The sequence below is a fragment of the Bradyrhizobium sp. USDA 4510 genome (assembly GCF_054059095.1).
This window is the reverse complement of record NZ_JBSSBT010000001.1, coordinates 4,434,864-4,456,251: the sequence shown is the minus strand read 5'-3', so window position 1 is coordinate 4,456,251 and position 21,388 is coordinate 4,434,864. Positions and strand designations below refer to the sequence as shown.

The 21,388-nt window shown below is 64.5% G+C and carries 20 protein-coding genes and 1 tRNA gene; 15 read left to right on the top strand and 6 right to left on the bottom strand.

Annotated features, from left to right (window positions below):
* The first annotated feature begins 56 nt into the window (after positions 1–56).
* Together ACVMDN_RS20580 and ACVMDN_RS20575 are read left to right on the top strand one after the other, a co-directional pair.
* Positions 57–1,283, top strand: coding sequence for a CaiB/BaiF CoA transferase family protein (locus tag ACVMDN_RS20580; protein WP_076831417.1), 1,227 nt, complete (start codon positions 57–59; stop codon positions 1,281–1,283).
* A gap of 246 nt (positions 1,284–1,529) precedes the next feature.
* A complete protein-coding gene (locus ACVMDN_RS20575; RefSeq protein WP_076831414.1) occupies positions 1,530–1,925 on the top strand; it encodes a RidA family protein in 396 nt (131 codons plus the stop codon).
* A 29-nt stretch (positions 1,926–1,954) separates the two neighbouring features.
* On the opposite strand, the gene ACVMDN_RS20570 is transcribed toward ACVMDN_RS20575, so the two are convergent.
* Positions 1,955–2,644, bottom strand: a complete 690-nt coding sequence (locus ACVMDN_RS20570; protein ID WP_076831411.1) for a TetR/AcrR family transcriptional regulator — start codon at positions 2,642–2,644, stop codon at positions 1,955–1,957.
* A gap of 316 nt (positions 2,645–2,960) precedes the next feature.
* Between ACVMDN_RS20570 and ACVMDN_RS20565 the strand changes: the two genes are divergently transcribed.
* The 3 genes from ACVMDN_RS20565 to ACVMDN_RS20555 all read left to right on the top strand — a co-directional run bounded on the left by ACVMDN_RS20565 (position 2,961) and on the right by ACVMDN_RS20555 (position 6,678).
* Positions 2,961–4,193 (top strand): acyl-CoA dehydrogenase family protein, encoded by a 1,233-nt coding sequence (locus ACVMDN_RS20565; protein ID WP_057019565.1) that lies wholly within the window; start codon positions 2,961–2,963, stop codon positions 4,191–4,193.
* A gap of 135 nt (positions 4,194–4,328) precedes the next feature.
* Entirely contained in the window at positions 4,329–5,387 is a 1,059-nt protein-coding gene (locus ACVMDN_RS20560; RefSeq protein ID WP_057019564.1) for a phosphotransferase family protein, read from the top strand.
* Between the two features lie 376 nt (positions 5,388–5,763).
* A complete protein-coding gene (locus ACVMDN_RS20555) occupies positions 5,764–6,678 on the top strand; it encodes a DMT family transporter (protein WP_076831408.1) in 915 nt (304 codons plus the stop codon).
* 32 nt (positions 6,679–6,710) lie between these two features.
* On the opposite strand, the gene argE is transcribed toward ACVMDN_RS20555, so the two are convergent.
* Together argE and ACVMDN_RS20545 are read right to left on the bottom strand one after the other, a co-directional pair.
* Positions 6,711–7,880, bottom strand: coding sequence for an acetylornithine deacetylase (gene argE, locus ACVMDN_RS20550; RefSeq protein WP_076831404.1), 1,170 nt, complete (start codon positions 7,878–7,880; stop codon positions 6,711–6,713).
* A 639-nt stretch (positions 7,881–8,519) separates the two neighbouring features.
* Positions 8,520–9,305: an SDR family NAD(P)-dependent oxidoreductase gene (locus tag ACVMDN_RS20545; protein WP_038380474.1), complete on the bottom strand. Its 786-nt coding sequence runs from the start codon at positions 9,303–9,305 to the stop codon at positions 8,520–8,522.
* Between the two features lie 152 nt (positions 9,306–9,457).
* Here ACVMDN_RS20545 and ACVMDN_RS20540 point away from each other — a divergent pair, with 152 nt between their 5' ends.
* Both ACVMDN_RS20540 and ACVMDN_RS20535 read left to right on the top strand, forming a co-directional pair.
* Entirely contained in the window at positions 9,458–10,165 is a 708-nt protein-coding gene (locus ACVMDN_RS20540; protein ID WP_076831401.1) for a histidine phosphatase family protein, read from the top strand.
* 138 nt (positions 10,166–10,303) lie between these two features.
* Entirely contained in the window at positions 10,304–11,071 is a 768-nt protein-coding gene (locus ACVMDN_RS20535; protein ID WP_026192903.1) for an SDR family NAD(P)-dependent oxidoreductase, read from the top strand.
* A gap of 116 nt (positions 11,072–11,187) precedes the next feature.
* Here the strand turns inward: ACVMDN_RS20535 and ACVMDN_RS20530 are convergent, their stop codons facing one another.
* Positions 11,188–12,411, bottom strand: coding sequence for a serine hydrolase domain-containing protein (locus ACVMDN_RS20530; protein ID WP_057019678.1), 1,224 nt, complete (start codon positions 12,409–12,411; stop codon positions 11,188–11,190).
* Positions 12,412–12,580: 169 nt separating this feature from the next.
* Between ACVMDN_RS20530 and ACVMDN_RS20525 the strand changes: the two genes are divergently transcribed.
* Positions 12,581–12,656: transfer RNA gene (locus tag ACVMDN_RS20525), tRNA-Trp, on the top strand.
* A gap of 64 nt (positions 12,657–12,720) precedes the next feature.
* On the opposite strand, the gene ACVMDN_RS20520 is transcribed toward ACVMDN_RS20525, so the two are convergent.
* A complete protein-coding gene (locus tag ACVMDN_RS20520; RefSeq protein WP_076831398.1) occupies positions 12,721–13,926 on the bottom strand; it encodes an ABC transporter substrate-binding protein in 1,206 nt (401 codons plus the stop codon).
* Positions 13,927–14,109: 183 nt separating this feature from the next.
* Here ACVMDN_RS20520 and ACVMDN_RS20515 point away from each other — a divergent pair, with 183 nt between their 5' ends.
* Both ACVMDN_RS20515 and ACVMDN_RS20510 read left to right on the top strand, forming a co-directional pair.
* Positions 14,110–14,874, top strand: a complete 765-nt coding sequence (locus tag ACVMDN_RS20515; RefSeq protein WP_076831395.1) for a FadR/GntR family transcriptional regulator — start codon at positions 14,110–14,112, stop codon at positions 14,872–14,874.
* A gap of 59 nt (positions 14,875–14,933) precedes the next feature.
* A complete protein-coding gene (locus ACVMDN_RS20510; RefSeq protein WP_076831393.1) occupies positions 14,934–16,547 on the top strand; it encodes an acyl-CoA synthetase in 1,614 nt (537 codons plus the stop codon).
* Positions 16,548–16,552: 5 nt separating this feature from the next.
* Here ACVMDN_RS20510 and ACVMDN_RS20505 read toward each other — a convergent pair whose 3' ends face one another.
* Positions 16,553–17,461 (bottom strand): DUF3313 domain-containing protein, encoded by a 909-nt coding sequence (locus ACVMDN_RS20505; protein WP_076831391.1) that lies wholly within the window; start codon positions 17,459–17,461, stop codon positions 16,553–16,555.
* Between the two features lie 204 nt (positions 17,462–17,665).
* On the opposite strand from ACVMDN_RS20505, the gene ACVMDN_RS20500 reads away from it, so the two are divergent.
* The 5 genes from ACVMDN_RS20500 (at position 17,666) to rplK (ending at position 21,387) form a co-directional block, all read left to right on the top strand.
* Positions 17,666–18,412, top strand: a complete 747-nt coding sequence (locus ACVMDN_RS20500) for a response regulator (RefSeq protein WP_057019557.1) — start codon at positions 17,666–17,668, stop codon at positions 18,410–18,412.
* Positions 18,409–19,746 (top strand): ATP-binding protein, encoded by a 1,338-nt coding sequence (locus ACVMDN_RS20495; RefSeq protein WP_057019556.1) that lies wholly within the window; start codon positions 18,409–18,411, stop codon positions 19,744–19,746. Before ACVMDN_RS20500 ends, ACVMDN_RS20495 begins: the two co-directional genes overlap by 4 nt.
* Before the next feature lie 336 nt (positions 19,747–20,082).
* Positions 20,083–20,274: a preprotein translocase subunit SecE gene (gene secE, locus ACVMDN_RS20490; protein WP_028335448.1), complete on the top strand. Its 192-nt coding sequence runs from the start codon at positions 20,083–20,085 to the stop codon at positions 20,272–20,274.
* Between the two features lie 20 nt (positions 20,275–20,294).
* Positions 20,295–20,828, top strand: coding sequence for a transcription termination/antitermination protein NusG (nusG, locus tag ACVMDN_RS20485; protein ID WP_021081670.1), 534 nt, complete (start codon positions 20,295–20,297; stop codon positions 20,826–20,828).
* A 130-nt stretch (positions 20,829–20,958) separates the two neighbouring features.
* A complete protein-coding gene (gene rplK, locus ACVMDN_RS20480; protein ID WP_016840552.1) occupies positions 20,959–21,387 on the top strand; it encodes a 50S ribosomal protein L11 in 429 nt (142 codons plus the stop codon).
* Position 21,388 lies beyond the last annotated feature (1 nt).

Here is a 21,388-nt window from a genome sequence, read left to right as displayed (position 1 = left end):
CAGGACGCGGCCCGGTGCGACACAATCAAGATATCGCAAGATTTGGAGGAAGGTTCATGTCGGCTCTGCCACTCTCGGGCATCAAGATTCTCGACCTGACGCGGGTGCTCGCGGGCCCGCTGTCGGCCCAGATGCTGGCGGATCTCGGCGCCGAGGTGATCAAGATCGAGCGGCCCGGCGGCGGCGACGATGCCCGCGCCTTCGGCCCGCCCTATCTCACCGATCCCGAAGGCAAGCAGAACAACAACAACTCGTTCTACCTCTGCGCCAACCGCAACAAGAAGTCGGTCACCGTCAACATCGCCAAGCCGGAAGGGCAGGCGATTATCCGCGAGCTCGCCAAGACGGCCGACGTGATGATGGAGAACTACAAGGTCGGCGACCTCAAGCGTTACGGTCTCGACTACGAGACCATCAAGCAGCTCAACCCCGGTATCATCTATTGCTCGGTGACGGGTTTCGGCCAGACCGGACCTTACGCGCCGCGCGCGGGCTATGATGCGATCCTGCAGGCGATGGGCGGCCTGATGAGCGTCACCGGCCATATCGACGGCGAGCCGGGCGAGGGCCCGATGAAGGTCGGCCCCTCGATCGTCGACTACATGACCGGCATGAACACCTCGATCGGCATCCTCTCGGCGCTCTACCATCGCGACGCCAACAACGGGGAAGGGCAGCACATCGACGTCTGCCTGTTCGACACGGTGATCGCATCGCTGTCGCACTGGCTGCAGATTTACCTCGTCAATGGCAAGACCCCGCCGCGCCGCGGCACCTGGGGCAATGGCGGCATGCCGGCCGGCGTGTTCCGCTGCACTGATGGCGAGCTGATGCTGGTGGTCGGCAATGACGGCCAGTTCCAGCGCACCTGCGCCGTGCTCGGCGAGCCCGAGCTCGCGAACGACAAGCGCTTCGTCAAGAACAACGACCGCGTCGTGCACGGCAAGGAGATCATGGCGATCTTCGCCGGGCTGTTCCTGAAGCATCCGGTGGCCTACTGGCTGGAGAAGCTCGAGGAGGCCGGCGTGCCGTCCGGCCCGATCAACAATTTCGAGCAGGTGTTCAGCGATCCCCACGTGCAGTCGCGCGGCATGCGGGTCGAGGTCGACCATCCGTTCGAGCCGAACCTGTCGCTGATCCGCAACGCGCTGACCTTCTCGGGCACGCCGATCACCGAGTACCGCGCCCCGCCGCTGTTAGGGGCCGACACCAAGGACGTGCTGGCGACCATCGGCTATGACGACGCCAAGGTCGAGGGACTGAAGGCGCAGGGGATTCTGTAGGCGCTGACTTCGAGGCCGCGGGCGGTGGAGTTTCTCCGTCATCCTGAGGTGCGAGCTCTTGCGAGCCTCGAAGGATGAACGGCCCCGCTGGTGGCCGTCGACCCTTCGAGACGCGCGCAAGGGCGCGCTCCCCAGGGTGAAGGGACCAGGGTCGTCATTCCGCAACAACACTTCGACCAGCATCGAAGCATCATTGACATCCGCCTGCTAGGTTGGCGCCATCGATCCTCATCGAAGGTGCCAATCATGAAACGGGAAGTGGTCCGCGTCGAACCGATCTCGAGTTGGCTGGAGCGCTGGAAGGCGCCGGCATCGCCGGTGACCCGGGCCGGCAACATGGTGTTCGTCTCTGGCCTGCCGCCGTTCGATCCCGCGACCGGCGAGTTCGCCGCCGGCGCGTCGATCGAGCGGCAAAGCGAGCTGGTCATGGAGCAGCTCAAGCAATGCCTCGAGGCGGCCGGCGCCACGCTCGACAATGTGATGAAGTGCAACGTGTTCTGCACTTCGGCAAAGCACTTCACAACCTTCAATGCAGTCTATGCAAGGTACTTCCCGCACCAGCCGCCGGCGCGGATCTTCGTCTGCATCCCGGAATGGACCGGGTCATTCGACGTCGAGATCGACTGCATCGCGATGGTGTAAGGGCAGGGCGCCGCAGCGGCGCCCTCGCTTCACAAATCCTGCCGCGTCAGCCGCCCGTGCATCGCGACCGGTCGCGGCGCTGGCTTGCTCGGCACGTCGCCCATCGTCAGCGCCATCACCGAGACCGTGACCACGCGATCGATGATGCCGCGGACGTCGTCCAGATCGCATTTGCCTTCCGACAGCCGCAGCAGGCGTTCCTTCTCGCGGATGGTGTGGTGCGCCATCGCGAGCGCGAAGTGCAGGCCCCAATAGAGCTCGGTGTCGCTGCTGGCCGGCATCGCGCGGCGCATCGCCGCGGCGAACTTGCGCAGGTGATCGACCTCGCGATTCTTGATGCGGCGGATCGGCGGCACGGATTCGATCGAGGCGCGGATCATGAACCGCGCCGCGGTCGAGCCCTCGCGATCCGGCCCGAGGCAGCCGCGCAGGGTGGGGCCGACGAGGGCGCGCATGATGTCCTCGATCGAGGCGCGGCCGCCGCCTTTTTCCTCCGCCGCCCGCAATTCGTTGAGGCGCTCGCGGTTGGTCTGGATGCTGCGGGTGACGAACAGCTCCGCGATCAATTCGTCCTTGGAGCCGAAATGATAGTTCACCGCAGCGAGGTTGACGTTCGCTTCCGCGACGATGTCGCGCAGCGTGACGTCGCCGAAGCCGCGGTCGGCATAGAGCCGCTCGGCGGCGGCGAGAATGGCGGATCGGGTCTGGTCGCTGGCCATGGCTGAGAGCCTCCGGTCATTCCGGGGCGATGCGCAGCATCGAACCCGGAATCTCGCTCCACAATTTCCGGATTCCGGGTTCAGCCCGGCGGGCTGCCCCGGAATGACGAACGCAAGGTTGCATTTCAAACATTTGTATGAAACTATCGTTTGAACGGTCGGAAATGTCAATCCGCGGATCGCGGGGCAGCATTCTGGCACACCGCCGCCGCCCTTTCGCGAACGCCCTTGCGAGCCGCTGAGGCGGGGTCAACAATGTCGGGAAATGGCTACGGCCCAGGTCAGCGGCCCAAGTCTAGGAAACGAGGAGCGTCCCATGGATTTCACGATGTCGCCCAAGCAGAAGGAGTGGCTGGAGCGCGTTCAGGCCTTCATGAAAACGCACGTTCGGCCCGCCGTGCCGATCTACGACAAGCAGGATGCCGAGGGCCCGCGCTGGAAGGTGATCCCGATCCTCGAGGATCTGAAGAAGAAGGCGAAGGCCGAAGGCCTCTGGAACATGTTCATGCCGCCGTCCTCGCATGAGGACGATGAATTCCACGGCGCGGGATTGACCAATCTCGAATACGCGCTGCTGTCGGAAGAGATGGGTCGCATCTCCTGGGCTTCGGAAGTGTTCAACTGCTCCGCTCCCGATACCGGCAACATGGAAGTGTTCATCCGCTACGGCACCAAGGAGCAGAAGCGCAAATGGCTGCGCCCGCTGATGGACGGCGAGATCCGCTCCGCCTTCCTGATGACCGAGCCGGCGGTCGCTTCGTCCGACGCCACCAACATCGAGACCCGGATCGAGAAGGACGGCGATCACTACGTCATCAACGGCCGCAAATGGTGGTCGTCGGGCGTCGGCGATCCTCGTTGCAAGATCGCGATCCTGATGGGCAAGACCGACTTCAACGCCGCCAAGCATCAGCAGCAGTCGCAGATCCTGGTGCCGCTCGATACCCCCGGCATCAAGGTCGAGAAGATGCTGCCGGTGTTCGGCTTCGACGATGCGCCGCACGGCCACGCCCAGGTGCTGCTCGAGAACGTCCGCGTGCCGAAGGAAAACATCCTGCTCGGCGAAGGCCGCGGCTTCGAGATCGCCCAGGGCCGTCTCGGTCCGGGCCGCATCCATCACTGCATGCGCACCATCGGCCAGGCCGAGGAGGCGCTGGAGAAGATGGTGAAGCGGCTCGCCTCGCGCACCGCGTTCGGCAAGAAGATCATCGAGCATTCGGTCTGGGAGCAGCGCATCGGCGATGCCCGCACCGACATCGAGATGAACCGTCTGCTCTGCCTCAAGGCCGCCGACATGATGGACAAGGTCGGCAACAAGACCGCACAGGCCGAGATCGCGATGATCAAGGTCGCAGCTCCCAACATGGCGCTCAAGATCATCGACCAGGCGATCCAGGCCTTTGGCGGCGGCGGCGTCTCCGACGAAGCAGGGCTCGCCCGCGCCTATGCCCACATCCGCACGCTGCGCCTGGCGGACGGTCCGGACGAGGTGCACAATCGCGCCATTGCCAGACTTGAACTTCGGAAGTATGCAAACACGTCGCACTGAGCATGATGCGGAACGCATGGCGTTCGCGCGCACATCGTGCTCAGAATGAAAAAGAGAGATCAGGCTGGCGTGCCAGCCTGATTGAGGGAGCGCCCCGACGCGCTCCTTGAAAAATCGAGTTGAGGGAGCGTCATCGTGGCGGACGGCGTCAGGAAAGACGAAGAATTTTCCGGCACAAGGGAAGTCGAGGAGCGCCATCGTATCAACGAGGCTAGTCTCGACGCCTGGATGAGGGAACACGTCGAAGGCTATCAGGGGCCGCTCACGGTCCTGCAGTTCAAGGGTGGCCAGTCCAACCCGACCTACAAGCTCGAGAGCCCCGGGCGCAACTATGTGATGCGGCGCAAGCCGTTCGGTAAATTGTTGCCGTCGGCGCATGCGGTCGATCGCGAGTTCCGCGTGATCGCGGCGCTCGGCAAGCAGAATTTCCCGGTCGCGAAAGCCTACGCCCTGTGCACCGACGATGCAGTGATCGGCTCGGCCTTCTACGTCATGTCGATGGAGGAGGGGCGGGTGTTCTGGGATCCGACGCTGCCGAGCCAGGAGCCCGACGCGCGCCGCAAGATCTTCGCCAGCAAGATCGAGACGCTGGCCAAGCTTCATCTGTTCAATCCCGAGACGATCGGCCTCGGCGACTTCGGCAAGCCCGGCAATTATTTTGCGCGGCAGGTCGATCGCTGGACCAAGCAGTACCGCGCCTCCGAAACGCAGCACATTCCCGAATTCGAGAAGCTCGCCGAGTGGCTGCCGAAAACCGTTCCGGAGCAGAAGCGCGTCTCGATTGTGCATGGCGACTATCGCCTCGACAACATGATCTTCCACGCCACCGAGCCGCGGGTGCAGGCGGTGCTGGACTGGGAATTGTCGACGCTCGGCGATCCCATGGCCGACTTCACCTACCTGTTGATGCAGTGGACCATGCCGGGCCTCGTCAATGCCGACCTCAAGGCATTGAACATTCCGAGCCAGGATGAAGCGGCGCAGATCTATTGCGACGTGACCGGCATCCCGGTGCCGGACCTGAACTGGTATTTCTCCTACAACCTGTTCCGCCTTGCCGGCATCACGCAGGGCATCGCGGGCCGGGTTCGCGACGGCACCGCGGCGAATGCCAAGGCCCTCGAGTCGGCCAAGCGCACCGTGCCGCTGTCGCAGGCGTCATGGGAATACGCGCAGAAGGCCGGCGCAACCTGATCCAAGAATGCGGCGCGATCCAACAGGGCTCGCGCCGCTTTTCTTCTTATCTCGCCCCGCTTGCGGGGAGAGGTCGGATCGCATGCAGCGAAGCGAAGTGCGATCCGGGTGAGGGGGAGTCTCCGCAACTCGTTTGCCGCCGTCTGTGCGGAGCAAGCCCTTCACTCAACCCACTAAGAGCGAGCTGCGCTCGTCTTGACCCGGCAAGAGCGGCGCGAGGGAGCAGCAGGCCGATCGCGATTCCAAAGGCTCGCGCCGCCGCTGCAAGGTGCGGCATGTTTCCGCATTGTAGCCATCTGTGACTTGAGTTCGCGCTGCCGCTTTGGCAAGTCAGTCCGGTCAACGCCCGCCCTGGTCCTGATCGGACATTTTCATTTTGGCTCTTTCCTCCAATCTTCGCGGCAGCCTGTTCATGGCTGCGGCCATGGCCAGCTTCACGGTCAACGACACCATCACCAAGGCGGTGTCGGCGGAGCTCAACATCGGCGAGATCCTGCTGGTGCGCGGCCTGGTTGCGATGGTGCTGGTCGCGGCGCTCGCCTGGTACCGTGACGCGCTGCGCAGTTTCAGCGTGCTGCTGATCTGGCCGGTCGGGCTGCGCGTCCTTGGCGAGATCGGCGGCACGCTAACCTATCTCTCCGCGATCGCGCAGATCCCGCTCGCCAACGCCTCGGCGATCTTCCAGGCGCTGCCGCTGGTCATCACGCTCGGTGCGGCGCTGGTGTTCGGCGAGCCGGTCGGCTGGCGGCGCTGGCTTGCGATCGCGGCCGGCTTCATCGGGGTGCTTGTCATCGTTCGGCCCGGTGCGGGAGGCTTTAGCCAGGCTGCACTCTTGGCGCTGGCGTCGGTCGGCTTCTGCGCGGTGCGCGATCTCGCCACCCGCCGTATCCCGAAAGAGCTGCCGACCGTGTTCATCACGCTGCTCACCACCATGACCGTGACGACGGCGGGTGCTGTCGTCCTTGTCCCGCTCGGCGGCTGGCGGCCGCCGTCCGGCACCGCGCTCGGTCTGCTCATATTGGCCGCGGTCCTGATCCTGATCGGTTATCAGTGCATCATCGTGTCGCTGCGCACAGGCGACATCTCGGCGGTGGCGCCGTTCCGCTATACCGCGCTGCCGTGGGCGATGCTGACGGGCTATCTCGCCTTCGGCCACAAGCCCGACGGTCCGATGCTCGCGGGCGCCGCGATCATCGTGGCCTCCGGCCTCTATGCCTTCTACCGCGAGCGCAAGCGCGACAAGCTCCGTCCCGCCGCAACGGGACCGGGGCTACCGCCGGACGGGTTGTGAGGCATCCGTGATCCTACGCAATCATTTGCAAATCACTTGGCGCAATGTGCGATCAGCCGTGCGACGAATGCGCCGCACGCCTCGAGCTGCGACATCTCGACGAACTCATCCGGCGTATGCGCCTGTGCGATCGAGCCGGGGCCGACCACAACGGACGGCACGTCCGCCATGCTGACGAACAGGCTGGCCTCGGTGCCGAAGGCAACCTTGGCGTGGTCGTTGCGGCCGGCAAATTGCTTGGCGAGCGTGACGATGGCGGCGTCGGCGGCGGTGTCGAGCGCGGGGTAGTCGAGGATCTCCTCGAAGTCGATGCCGCAGTCCGGATGCCGCTTGCGCATGTCAGGCTCGATCTCGGCCTTGGCCCAGGCGATGATCGCGTCCGTCACCTCTCTCGACTCGGTGATGCCGATGCCGCGGCACTCGAATTCCACCACGCATTGGTCCGGCACGATGTTCAGCGCGGCGCCGCCATGCACGATGCTGGTGAGCAGGGTCGAGTGCGGGACATCGTAGAGGCTGCCTTGTTCGGCATCCGCGGTCAGCAACGCGGCGCGGCGGCGGATTTCGGCGATCAGGTCGGCGGCATATTCGATGGCGTTGACGCCGTCGGGCGCGATCGAGGAGTGGCGGGCGAGCCCGCGGAACGTGGCGCGCACGCCATGCTTGCCCTTGTGCCCGATGATCACCTGCATCTGGGTCGGCTCGCCGACGAAACAGCCGAGCGGCTTGATCGGCTTGCGCGCGACCTCGCGCAGCATCGGACGCACGCCGACGCAACCGATCTCCTCGTCATAGGAGATGGCAAGATTGATCGGCGTCTTCAGATCGGCCGCGAGCATCTCGGGAACCATCGCGAGGCAGACGGCGACAAAGCCCTTCATGTCGGTGGTGCCGCGGCCGTACAGCCGGCCGTCGCGCTCGACGAGCTCGAACGGGTTGTGGCTCCAGTCCTGTCCCACAACTGGCACGACATCGGTATGCCCCGACAGCACCAGCCCGGCCTTGTCCTCAGGGCCGACAGTGACCCACAACGAGGATTTCTGCCCGGTTTCATCGACGATGCGTTGCCCCGCGAGGCCAAGCGAGGCGAGGTAGCGCTCGATGTAGTCGATCAGGGGCAGATTGCTGCGGTCGCTGACGGTGTCGAACGCGACGAGGTCGGCCAATAGCTTGCGGATGCGGTCGGAACGTTGATTTTGCATTGCCTGTTCGTTTGCGAGGGATTGTGCGAGGAATGACGAGTGTGCGAGCGATCCTGCCAGCGAAGTATAACAGCTGGTGGGCCTGCCGAGGCCAAGCAATATTCGGACCGTTGCCAGCGGTTATTGGAGGTCCAGGCGTGTAGATGGGTAGAGCGAAGCGAAACCCATCTAATATATCCGCGCGGTGAGATGATGGGTTTCGTGAAGTTTATCATCGGGTCGCGCGGTTGCGCGGACCTGGAGCGGAACGAAAGGCAAGACTCGGGCGATTCATGTCGCGAGAATGCGAAACTGTTCCCCATTCTCGGCTGTCATCGACCGGCTCGGACCGGGCGATCCAGTACGCCGCGGCCTCTCGGCCCAAGCACAGACGTCTCTGGAGTACTGGATCACCCGCATGCGTATGCGCAGGTGATGACACCGCATTGTTTGGCACTTGAATGCGAACCATCTCCAGCGTCGTCCCGGCGAAGGCCGGGACCCATTACCCCAAATGCCAATGAATGCGCGACGCTGGGGCAACAGCCTTCTTCAACCACTCGACCCTGTGATTATGGGTCCCGGCCTTCGCCGGGACGACGGTCGTGAATGTGGAGCCATCGGGGCCGCAGCCGGGATAACCACTGGAGACTGCCCTTGCTAGATCGGCTTGCCCGTATACGGCATCGATGCGGTGAGGCCGCCGTCGACCGGGATGGCCTGGCCGTTGACGTAGGACGCTTCATCGCTCGCCAAAAACAATCCCATCGCGGCGAGCTCGTGCGGCTGGCCGGCGCGCTTGAGCGGATTGAGCTGGCCGATCTTGTCCTGGGTGCCGCGCTCCTTGGCGCGATCGAACACCGGCTTGGTCATGCCGGTTTCGATCAGGCCCGGGCACACCGCATTGATGCGCACGCCGGTGCCGGAGAGCGAGTAGGCGGTGGTCTGCACCAGGCTGATGACGCCGGCCTTGCTCGCGCCGTAGGGATGTCCGCTGGCACCCGACTTCAGGCCCGCGACGGAGGCGGTGCAGACGATCGAGCCGGAACCTTGCTTCGTCATATGCGGAATCGAATGCTTGATCGCGAGGAACGGGCCGATCAGATTGACGCGCAGCACTTCCTGCCAATGTTCGACGGTCTGGTCGGCGAGCGGGACGAGGCCGCCGCTGACGCCGGCATTGGCCCAGATCGCATCGAGCTTGCCGTACTTCGAAACCGCCTTCTCGATGAAGGCCTTCACGTCGCTCTCCGAGCCGGCATCGGCGGTGACGGCCTCGACGGTGCCGCCGGCATCGCGCACCAGCTTGGCGGTCTCGTTGACGCCCTCGGTGCGATCGACCGCGATCAGCTTGGCGCCTTCCCTGGTGAACAGCAGCGAGGCGGCGCGGCCGATGCCGCTGCCAGCGCCGGTGATGATGACGGATTTGCCTTCGAGGCGGCCCATGAGTTTCTCCCTGTTCACGTGATTAGTTCGGGTGGTCCTTGGCGAGTCTGCCGCGCGGCGGAATTCAAACAAAATTTCAAACGTCCGAAGCACTTGAGACGGTGTGCGGCGTGACGTACAGCGAGACGGGACACTATTGAAGGGCTCATCCGATGTCCAATCCAGACAAGCCTGAGGTGACGGTGACGCGGTGGTGGTGGGTTCGTCACGCGCCGGTGCGCAGCGACGGCGGCAACATCTACGGACAAGAGGATATCGACTGCGACACCGGCGATGTCGAGGTGTTCGAGGCGGTCGCCAAGATGCTGCCGCGCGATGCGGTCTGGTATTCGAGCAATTTGAAGCGCACACACAAGACTGCGGACGCGATCTGGACTGCCGGGTTTCCAAAGCCTGAAAGCATGACGCAGGAACGCGACTTCGCCGAGCAGCATCTCGGCCAATGGCAGGGTATGAACCGCGCCGCGTTTCTCGCCAGTCGTCCGCCGGGTACGGCCTGGTTCGCCGACGTCAACGATCCCGCGCCCGGCGGCGAGAGCTACATGGATCTCTACACCCGCGTCTGCCGCACCATTGTGCGGATCACCGCCGCGGAAGCGGGCAGGAATATCATCGCCGTCGGCCATGGCGGCGTGATCAAGGCCGCGGTCGGGCTGGCGCTCGGCGGCCAGCCGGACAGGGGGCTGTCGTTCGATATCGATAATGTCTCGGTGACGCGGCTCGATCACATCGCGAGCGCCGGCCTGTCGACCTGGCGCTTGCCGATGGTGAACCAGCAGCCGTGGATTGCCGATCCGCGCCACGCCGCGATGCATCAGCCGTCCGGGCCTGAAGTCAGGCCGGCGAGCAAGCTTGCGTGATCGTCATTCCGGGATGGTCCGAAGGACCAGACCGCAGATGCGCAATTGCGCATCGGGGAATCTCGAGATTCCGGGTCGACGCTGGTGCGTCGCCCCGGAATGACGCTAAGACGAACACTTAACATCAGGGAGAGAAACATGACCTTGTTCGACATGAAGGGAAAAGTCGCCGTCATCACCGGCTCGACGCGCGGCATCGGACGCGCGATCGCCGAGCGCATGGCCGAGCACGGCGCCAAGGTCGTGATCTCCTCGCGCAAGGCTGACGTCTGCGAGCAGGTGGCGAAGGAGATCAACGACAGCTACGGCAAGGGCACCGCGGTTGCGATCGCGGCAAACATCTCGTCGAAGGAAAACCTGCAGAACCTGGTCGACGAGAGCAACCGCGCCTTCGGCAAGATCGACGTGCTGGTCTGCAACGCGGCGTCGAACCCGTATTACGGTCCACTCGCCGGCATCTCCGACGATCAGTTCCGCAAGATCCTCGACAACAACATCGTCGCCAACAACTGGCTGATCTCGATGGTGGTGCCGCAGATGATCGAGCGCAAGGACGGCTCGATCATCATCGTGTCCTCGATCGGCGGCCTGAAGGGCTCGACCATCCTCGGCGCCTACGCGATCTCCAAGGCTGCCGACATGCAGCTCGCGCGCAACCTCGCCTGCGAATACGGCAAGCACAATATCCGCGTGAACTGCATCGCGCCCGGCCTGATCAAGACCGACTTCGCGAAGGCGCTGTGGGACAATCCGGACAATCTGAAGGCCTCGACCGCACGCTCGCCGCTGCTGCGGATCGGCGTGCCGGACGAGATCGCTGGCGCCGCCGTGATGATGGGCTCGCGCGCCGGCGACTTCATGACCGGCCAGACCATCGTGATCGACGGCGGCGCGACGATCAGCTGAGCATCACTCGTCATTCCGGGGCAGCCCGCAGGGCTGAACCCGGAATCTCGATGTTGTTGCGCGAGATTCCCCGATGCGCGATTGCGCATCTTAGGTTCGCGCCCCGGAATGACGGACTACTCCACCGCCGCATACACCCCGTTGCGCACCAGCGAGCGGGTATATTCGCGCTGGCCCGGGCCCTGCATCATGAAGACCGCGATCAGGTCTTCGCTCGGATCGATCCAGAAGAAGGTGCCGGCCATGCCGCTCCAGAAATACTGGCCGACCGAGCCGGAGAACGGCGCGATGCCCTGCTGCATGCGCACGGCGAAGCCGAGGCCGAAACTGTGGCCGGGCGACACCAGCGTGCCCTGGATCTTCACGCCGGCGCCGAGGTGATCGGAGGCCATGAATTCGAGCGTCTTGCGGCCGATGATCCTGGTGCCGTCGAGCGAGCCGCCGTTCAGCAGCATCTGCGCGAAGCGGGCATAGTCCATCGTGGTCGAAACCAGGCCGCCGCCGCCGGATTCCATCGCCGGCTTCTCCAGCATGTTGAACAGCTGCACCTTGTCGTTGGTCCAGGGATCGTTGGCAAAGGCCTCGGCGAGGCGGCCGGCATTGGCTTCTCCGGTGTGGAAGGCGGTCTCGGTCATCTGCAGCGGCGAGAGGATGTGCTCAGTGAGGTACGCGCCGAGCGTCTTGCCGCTGACGACCTCGATGATGCGGCCGAGTATGTCGGTGGAGCGGCTGTAGTTCCACTCGGCGCCGGGCTGGCAAACCAGCGGCATGCCGGCGAGCATGGTGGCGTGCTCGGCATTGGTGATCTTGCGGCTGCGCAGCCGCGACTGCTGGTAGAGCTGCTGCACCGGGCCGTTGCCGGTGTGGTCATAAGTAAGCCCAGACGTGTGGCGAAGCAGGTCCTGGATCGTCATCTGCCGCTGCACGGGTACCAGCTCGAGCTTGCCGTTGTTGTCGACGCCGACCTTGGTCTCGGCGAATTCGGGGATGAATTTCGCGACTGGGTCGTTGAGCAGGAAGTGGCCGTCCTCCACCAGCTGCATGATGCCGACCGAGACGATCGGCTTGGTCATCGAGAAGATGCGGAAGATCGTGTCATGGGCCATTGGCGCCGAGGCGGTCGGGCTTTGCCGGCCGATCGCGTCGAACCAGCCGATCTGGCCGCGCCGCGCCACCAGCACCGTCACGCCGGGCACGGTTCCCTTGTCGACCTCGCGGCGGAAGGTGTCGGACATCGCCTGCAGCCGCACGCTCGACAATCCGATCGATTCGGGCTTGGCGAGGGGAAGAGAGGGGGTGGTCGGGCTGGCGGCGTGCTTGGTGGCGGTTTGGGCGTTCATGGTCTCTCCCTGGTTCTTGATTCTTGCGGCGAGGTGCCGACACGGGGTGATCGCCGAAGTCTGGCGCAGAAGTTTTGCAATGAACAGAAGCTTCACCGCTTCGCCCTTGCAAACCGGCCATGCCCTGTGCTTGAAACGGCGCGAACCGGCGGCGACGCGGGTTCCCTGCAGGAGTGTAGCTCAATTGGTAGAGCACCGGTCTCCAAAACCGGGGGTCGCAGGTTCGAGCCCTGCCACTCCTGCCAGCCTTTTCCCAATCATTTGAATGCCTTGGCCGAGGTCCCGGACCCCGGCCATGATCCTGTTCGCCTACTTGATGAGCGGGCAGCCGCCGTCCTTCAGCGGCCGGAACGCCTGGTCGCCGGGCACTTCGGCGAGCACCTTGTAGTAATCCCACGGCGCCTTCGATTCCTCGGGCTTCTTGACCTCGAACAGGAACATTGAGTGCACCATGCGGCCGTCCTCGCGCACCAGGCCGTTGTCAGTGAAGGCGTCGCGGACCGGGGTCGCGCGCATCTTGGCCAGCACCGGCTTGGTCTCCTTGGTGCCGGCGGCCTTCACCGCGTTGAGGTAGTGCAGGGTGGCGCTGTAGGTCGCGGCCTGGTTCATCGTCGGCATCCGCTTCATGCGCTCGAAGAAGCGCTTGCCGAAGGCGCGGGTGCGGTCGTTGAGATCCCAGTAGTAGGCCTCGGTGATGATCAGGCCCTGCGCGAGCTTGAGCCCGAGGCTGTGGATATCCGAGATGAACATCACGATGCCGGCGAGGTTCTGCCCGCCCGCGACGATGCCGAATTCGGAGGCCTGCTTGATGGTGTTGATGGTGTCGGCGCCGCCATTGGCCATGCCGATGATCTTGGCCTTCGAGGCCTGCGCCTGCAGCAGGAAGGACGAGAAGTCCGGCGTGTTGAGCGGATGCCGCGCGCTGCCGAGCACCTTGCCGCCGGCGGCGCGGACCACGTCGCCGGTGTCGCGTTCGATCGAATGGCCGAACAGATAGTCGGCGGTGATGAAGAACCAGGTATCGCCGCCGTTCTTCACGATCGCGCTGCCGACGGTGTGGGCGTTGGCGTAGGTGTCGTAAGTCCAGTGCAGCGTGTAGGGCGAGCAGGACTTGCCGGTGATGTCGGAGCTCGCCGCATCCGTCACGATCATGATCTTCTCGAACTGCTTCGACATCTCCATGCCGGCGAGCGCGGTCGCCGAGGTCGGCAGGTCGATGATCATGTCGACATTCTCGGCCTCGTACCATTTGCGGGTGATGGTGGCGGCCACGTCGGCCTTGTTGAGGGCGTCGGCGGTGACGAGCTCGATCGGCTTGCCGAACATCGACCCGCCGAACTCCTCGATCGCCATCTTGGTGGCCTCGACATTGCCGGCGCCGCCGATGTCCGAATAGACCGACTGGAAATCCGTGAGCACGCCGATCTTGAGCGGCGCCTGCTGCGCGAGCACCGGCCCTGCCAGCACAGCCGCGATCAGGCCGGCGGCGGACAGACTCGTGACGATGGATTTCATGATGGTGTGCCTCCCCGAGGTGTTATGTCAGTTTGTCCGACAAAGCTAGATTTGCCCGGTTCCGGTGTCAATTCCGACCGCCCGGGTGCGACAATCAGGCCGAATATTGCCCGTTTGACGCCCCAAGGGCCTTCGCCTATCTTTTGTCCGACAAACGACAATCGGGGTCCGGGGGAGCTGAAGATGCCCACCACGCCGCTGTTCCGGCGTATCGATGTCGCGCCGGCCTATCAGAAGGTCGCCGACGCGATCGAACGCGAGATCATCAACGGGCGGATCAAGCCGGGCGAGCCGATCGGCACCGAGCAGCAGCTGGTTGCGCAGTTCGGCGTCAACCGCTCGACGGTGCGCGAGGGCATTCGCGTGCTCGAGGAGGGCGGGCTGATCCGCCGCGATTCCAGCCGCCGGCTGCAGGCCTGCCTGCCGCGCTACAACAAGCTCGCGACGCGACTGTCCCGCGCGCTGATCCTGCACGAGGTGACGTTCCGCGAATTGTTCGAGACCTCGATGACGCTGGAGGTCGCGAGCGTCGAGGGCGCGGTGGAGCGCGCGACCGAGGAGAACATCGCCGAGCTCGCCGGCAATCTCGAGCGCAGCGCAGCTGTCTTCGGCAATCCCGCGGCGCTGGCCGAGCTCGATGCGGAATTCCATGTGCTGATGGCCAAGGCTTCGCAGAACCGCGTGCTGCAACTGGCGCGCGAGCCCGCCGCGCAACTGTTCTTTCCGACCACCGAGATGATCGTGGGCGGCGTGCCCGAGGGCGGCGCGCGGCTGGTCGAGGCGCACCATCATCTGCTCGACGCGATCAAGCGGCGCGACAAGGAGGCCGGCGTGCTGTGGACGCGGCGGCACCTGCAGGACTGGCGGCGCGGTTTCGAGAAGATCGCCTCGCTCGATCGCTCGGTCGAGCACACCTACATGGAACACGCTTACGCCGCCCGGCAATAGCGACGGCGCGGCCAAGACAAGACGAAAACAACGACAACAAGCACATTTGGGAGGGACAAATGAGCGGAGACATCGCAGCAACCATCCAGCGCGCCCGCGGGCACAGCATCGGCGATCTGCTGCGCCGGTCGGCGAAGCGCTACCCCGGCAAGACCGCGCTGATCTGCGGCGCGGTGAGCTGGAGCTTTGCGGAGATGGACGCGATCTGCAATCGGCTCGGCCGTGGCTTGCTCGCGCTTGGCGTTGCGAAGGGCGATCGCGTCGCGGTGCTGTCGCGCAACTCGCACGGCTTCGCCGCGCTCCGCTTTGCGGTGGCCCGGATCGGCGCGATCCTGGTGCCGATCAACTTCATGCTCAATCCGGACGAGATCAATTTCATCCTCGCCAATTCCCGCGCCAAGCTGCTCGCGGTCGGCCCCGATTTCGTGGAGACGGCGCACGCTGCGGCCGCCAAGGGCTCGGTGGTCGAGACCTTGATCTGGCTGCCGGGCGAGGATCCGGCCACCGCACCCGACGGCATCACGACGTTCGACACCCTGCTGCACAGCGACGCCTCGGCGCCGGAGGTGTCGGTGGACAGCCGAGATCCCGCGCAGGTCATCTACACCAGCGGCACCGAGTCGCTGCCGAAGGGCGCGATCCTCACCCACGAAGCCGTTATGTGGCAGTATGTCAGCTGCATCATCGACGGCGGCATGGCGACCGACGATACGGTGCTGCACGCGCTGCCGCTCTATCACTGCGCGCAGCTCGACGTTTTCCTGGGGCCCGCGATCTATCTCGGCGCCACCAGCCTCATTACCGGCAAGCCGGTGCCCGACAATGTCCTGGCGCTGATCGCGGCCCACAAGATCAATTCGTTCTTCGCGCCTCCGACGATCTGGATCGCGATGCTGCGCTCGGGCGCGTTCGACCGCACCGACCTGTCGACCCTGCGCAAGGGCTATTACGGCGCCTCGATCATGCCGGTAGAGGTGCTGCTCGAGTTGCAGCGCCGGCTGCCCGAGGTGAAGTTCTGGAATTTCTACGGCCAGACCGAGATCGCGCCGCTCGCGACCGTGCTGTCGCCGGAGGACCAGCTGCCGAAGGCCGGCTCGGCCGGCAAGCCCGCGATCAATGTCGAGACGCGGGTGGTCAGGCCTGATATGACCGACGTCGGGGTGGGGGAGGTCGGCGAGATCGTGCATCGCTCGCCGCATCTGTTGTCAGGCTATTACAACGATCCGGTCAAGACTGCGGCCGCGTTCGCCGGCGGCTGGTTTCATTCCGGCGATCTCGCGACCATCGATGCCGACGGCTACATCACCGTCGTCGATCGCGTGAAGGACATGATCAAGAGCGGCGGCGAGAATGTCGCGAGCCGCGAGGTCGAGGAGATGATCTACCGGTTGCCTTCGGTGTCGGAGGTCGCGGTGGTCGGGCTGCCTGATCCGCGCTGGATCGAGGCGGTGACCGCGATCGTCGTGGTCAAGGCCGGCCAGAGCCTCGAGGCCGACGCCGTCATCAAGCATTGCGCGGCGTCGATGGCCCATTTCAAGGTGCCGAAGCAGGTCATCTTCGTGGATGCCTTGCCGAAGAATCCGAGCGGCAAGCTGCTCAAGCGCGAGCTGCGCCAGCGCTATCTCGGCGGCGCCACGCTCGACCAGGCGGTGCAGAAGAGCTTCGCCGGCTAGGCTGTCTATTGGCCAGCTGTCGCCGGCGCCTTGTCCGACCATTCCGGCGGCAAGCCGAGCTTGCCGGCGGCCATTCCGACCAGGCCGGGATTGCGGCCGAACGCCTCGCAGGCCGCGTATTTCGGCTTGCCGCCGAGCGTTGCGCCAATCTTGTCGAACGATGGCAGCTCCGGCGCCTTTCCGAATGGCGTCGCGCCGGTGACGACGAGCTTGCTGAAATCGTCGCTGAAGGAAGGGGCGAGATCGTAGGCGTCACCGGCGCTCGAGACCATCGGCGAGTTGGTGAAAGAATTCGCCCCGCGGGCCCAGATCATCGCCGCCTGCTGGCGGCTGGCCTGATCGCGCACCTCGGCTTCGACGGTCAGGCTGCCAAGCCCGACCGGCAACCGCGGCACCGGCACCGGCACGCCCGCGCCGAGCGCGCTCGGCAGGAAGCTGACCACCTTGGAAGTGCCCGCCGCGACCTCGTCGGTGGGCGCCGCCTGGGTGACAAGCGCGTGCAGGGACAGATCCGCAGGCTGATCGGGACCAACAACCTGCAGCCGCTCGCTCAGGCCGACGCACAGCGAACGATCGATCGCGTTGGCCACCAGGTGCCGCTGCTCCTGGGACAGCGTCGGCGACGCTGCCTGCGAGAAGTTCGTCGGGACGATCCGCACCGTCTTCGCGGCGAGGACCTCGTCCTTGTTGACGCGAACCAGCGATTTCGCCAGCACTCCGTCGGACGGCGTGAGATTGTCGTAGGATGCCAGTGACCCGCCTCGCGTCATCGGTGCGCTGGCACAGCCCGACAACAACACCATCGCAACCGCAGCGCCGGCAAGCAGGGATGACCGATTGGGCTGACCGTTGCGCGACGCCCGGCCCGTGCTCCGCGCATCAGTCGCAGCGCCCGGCAGAAATTCGATTCTCATGTACCCCTCGAACGACCGCTCACCCCACGAACGATCGAAGGTCACGATAGAGCAGGGCCGCCGGGGTCGGGATTAAGAGATATTAAGTCAGATGTAGCTCGCGAAACCGCGCGACCTATTTGAGCCACATTTGGCCGTGCAGGCTTAACAAAACGCTATATTTGCGTACTGCGCATCCGGGGCCGAGGCCTCTAAAATGCCGTGATGCAAATCCTGGAATACGACCTCGTGGCTTTCCCCGTCACCAACGCACGCATCCTCTGCGTCGAGGACGATGCCGATATCGCGCGCATGCTGGCTGAGGTGCTTGAGGACAACGGCTTCCGACCGGTGCTGGTCGGCTCGGCCGTGGAGATGGATGCGCTGCTCAAGCGCGAGAGCTTTGATCTCGTCGTACTCGACGTGATGCTGCCGGGCGAGGATGGGCTGAGCATCTGCCGGCGCCTGCGCATGTCGTCTTCGATTCCGATCATCATGGTCACCGCGCGGGGCGAGGACATCGACCGCATCCTCGGCCTCGAGCTCGGTGCCGATGACTACGTCACCAAGCCGTTCAATTCGCGCGAACTGGTCGCCCGCATCCGGGCGCTGCTGCGCCGCGTCGAGAGCGGCGCCACGTCGCGGTCACGGCCGCGTCCGCTGACCTTTGCCGGATGGCGCATCAACCCCACCACCCGTGAGCTGCATGACCCCGCGGGCGTCCGGATCACGCTGACCGGTGCCGAGTTCGATCTGCTGCTGGCGTTCTGCCGCAATCCTGGGCAGGTGCTGTCACGCGAGCAATTGATCGAGCAGGCCTTCGGCGGCCTGATCGCCTCAGTCGAGCGCAGCGTCGACGTTCATATCAGCCGCATCAGGCAGAAGATCGAACCGGATCCGAAGGACCGCTCGATGATCAAGACGGTGCGGCTCGGCGGCTACCTCTTCACGCCTGCGGTCGAGCAGATATGATGGGATGGGCGCAGCGGCTGATGCCGCGCAGCGTCGCTGCGCAACTCATGAGCCTCGTCGCGCTCTCGGAACTGATCGGCATCACGCTCGCGGCGGTGACCATCATTTTTCTGTTCGATTCTCCCTCGATCACCGACACGCAGAAGTTTCTTGCCGGGCGGGTCGCGGAGCTCACGCAGCTCGTGCGTTCCACGAAGACGCCGGCAGACGCGGATGAACTGCTGGCCGCAGCCAGGCGCGGCGGTCTCGACGTCAGGCGCGTCGCCTTGGGCGAACTGGTGCCTCGAACAGCCGCAGAGACGCGGTCGTTTTCCATGCGAGCGTTCCGGCAACTGGCTGCCGAGCCCGGAATTGAATTGATGGAGGATCTGCGCCATCCCGCAGGCTCGTCGTCACAGGTGATCGTGAGACTCGACGATGGCCACGCGCTGATGGCCGATGTTGCGGTCAAAGGCGGCCTTTGGTCCACTTTGCTCCGCCCGCTGGCCGGGGGGACGATCATCGTGCTGATCTCGATGCTGCTGCTGTCGGTCTATGCGGTGCGTTGGGTGATCGCGCCGCTGGCCGATGTCGCGCGTGCCGCGACCTCGTTCGGCCGCTCGCCGCGGGCTCCCGAGGTGCTGCGCCGGCGCGGTCCGCTCGAGATCGCCCAGGTCGCCGACGCGCTGAACGACATGCGCACGCGTATCGCAGCGCTGCTCGACGACCGCACCCGCATGCTCGCCGCCATCAGTCATGACCTGCGGACGCCGCTGACCCGGCTCAGGCTGCGCACCGAGCGCGTCGGCGACGACACCCTGCGCCCGGCGATGCTGGGCGATATCGCCAAGATGACGCGCATGATCAACGAGACCCTGGAGTATCTGCGCGAGGATGCCCGCTCGGAGGCGGCGTCGTTCATCGACCTGCCGAGCTTCCTGCAGACCATCTGTTCGGACTTCGCCGACATGGGCCACGCGGTATCCTATGCCGGGCCGGCGCGTCTGCCTTATGCCTGCCGGCCCCGCGCGCTGTCGCGCGCCGTCACCAATATCGTGGAGAATGCGGTCAAGCACGGCAGCAAGGTCGCGGTGACGCTTCGCCCCATGGAGGCCGGCCACATCGAGATCGAGGTGGCGGATGACGGTCCGGGCATCCCAACTGCGCTGCACGACAAGGTATTCGAGCCCTTCTTCAAGGCCGACAGCGCCCGGCAGGAGGGGGGCTTCGGGCTGGGGCTATCGATCGCGCAGGATATCGCCAAGCGCCATGGCGGCAGCATCGCTTTGAGGCTGCGGGAGCCGAGCGGACTGCTCGTATCGATGCTGCTGCCGCCAAAACCCGGCCTGGCCTAGAGGGGCGAGACGAACGACGCTGATCCCGCCAGGACGCCAGGGGATCGCAGGGCGCCGGCTAAGCCCTTGATTTGGAGAGACCAATGCCCGATCTCCCCGAACCGGGCGGGAGCCGGACCCGACCCCGCCGACCTTGACGTTTGGCCGGTCTCGCAGTAGATACTCGCCACTCGCAGCCGGCCCGCTTTGATGGCGGATATCCGGCGCGGCCTAATTCCCCGAACATTCGAGCTCGTTTATCGGCTCAACCTTCCAAACGAGGGCTGGGTCCGCAAGGTCGGCTGTTCGGATTCCTTGAAACGTTGCAATCGTCCGGAGACGGACGCGGATCTCACGATGGCTTTCAGCCCGTTCAAATTCCTGCAGGAAGTGCGCTCGGAGACCGCCAAGGTCACCTGGCCGACGCGCCGCGAGACGACCATCACCACCATCATGGTGTTCGTGATGGTGGCGCTGGCCTCGGTCTTCTTCTTCGCCGCAGATCAGATCATCCGCTATCTGATTACCCTGATACTGGGCATCCACTGATGAGCATGGGAACTCAATTGATGGACAAGCGCTGGTACATCGTCCACGCCTATTCGAACTTCGAGAAGAAGGTTCAGGAATCGATCCGCGAGCAGGCCAAGCAGCGTGGGCTGGAAGAACTGTTCGAGCAGATTCTAGTGCCGACCGAGAAGGTCACAGAGGTGCGCCGCGGCCGCAAGATCGACGCCGAGCGCAAGTTCTTCCCGGGCTATGTGCTGGTGAAGATGAAGCTGACCGACGAGGCGTTCCATCTGATCAAGAACACCCCGAAGGTGACCGGCTTCCTCGGCGCGGAAAACAAGCCGATGCCGATCTCGGAAGCGGAGGCGATGCGGATCCTGCACCAGGTGCAGGAGGGCGTGGAGCGTCCGAAGGCGTCGGTGTCGTTCGAGATCGGGGAGAACGTACGCGTGGCCGACGGCCCGTTCGCTTCGTTCTCCGGCGTGGTGGAAGAAATCGACGAGGCGCGCTCGCGCGTCAAGGTCGCGGTGTCGATCTTCGGCCGCGCGACGCCCGTGGAACTGGAATTCGGTCAGGTCGAAAAGGTGGTCTGACCGGACGGCGCGGGGTATATGCCTCGCGTCAAGTCGAGAGGCCGTGGGAGGGAGGAGGCGGTCGCCAGCCCCTTCAACCGAACCACGGAACCTGAAACCGCCGGCCCGTCCGGCACAACAGGAGTGATAAATGGCAAAGAAAGTGACCGGATACCTGAAGCTTCAGGTCCCGGCCGGTGCGGCGAATCCTTCGCCCCCGATCGGCCCCGCGCTTGGTCAGCGCGGCCTCAACATCATGGAGTTCTGCAAGGCGTTCAACGCGCAGACCCAGAAGGAAGAGAAGAACACCCCGATCCCGGTGATCATCACCATCTATGCGGACCGGTCCTTCACCTTCGAGATGAAGACCCCTCCGATGTCCTACTTCCTCAAGCAGGCCGCCAAGATCCAGTCCGGATCGAAGGCGCCGGGCCGTGACAAGGCCGGCCAGGTGACCAAGGCGCAAGTGCGCGAGATCGCCGAGAAGAAGATGAAGGACTTGAATTGCGACACCATCGAATCGGCCATGAAGATGGTCGAGGGCTCTGCCCGTTCGATGGGTCTGGAAGTTGCGGGGTAAC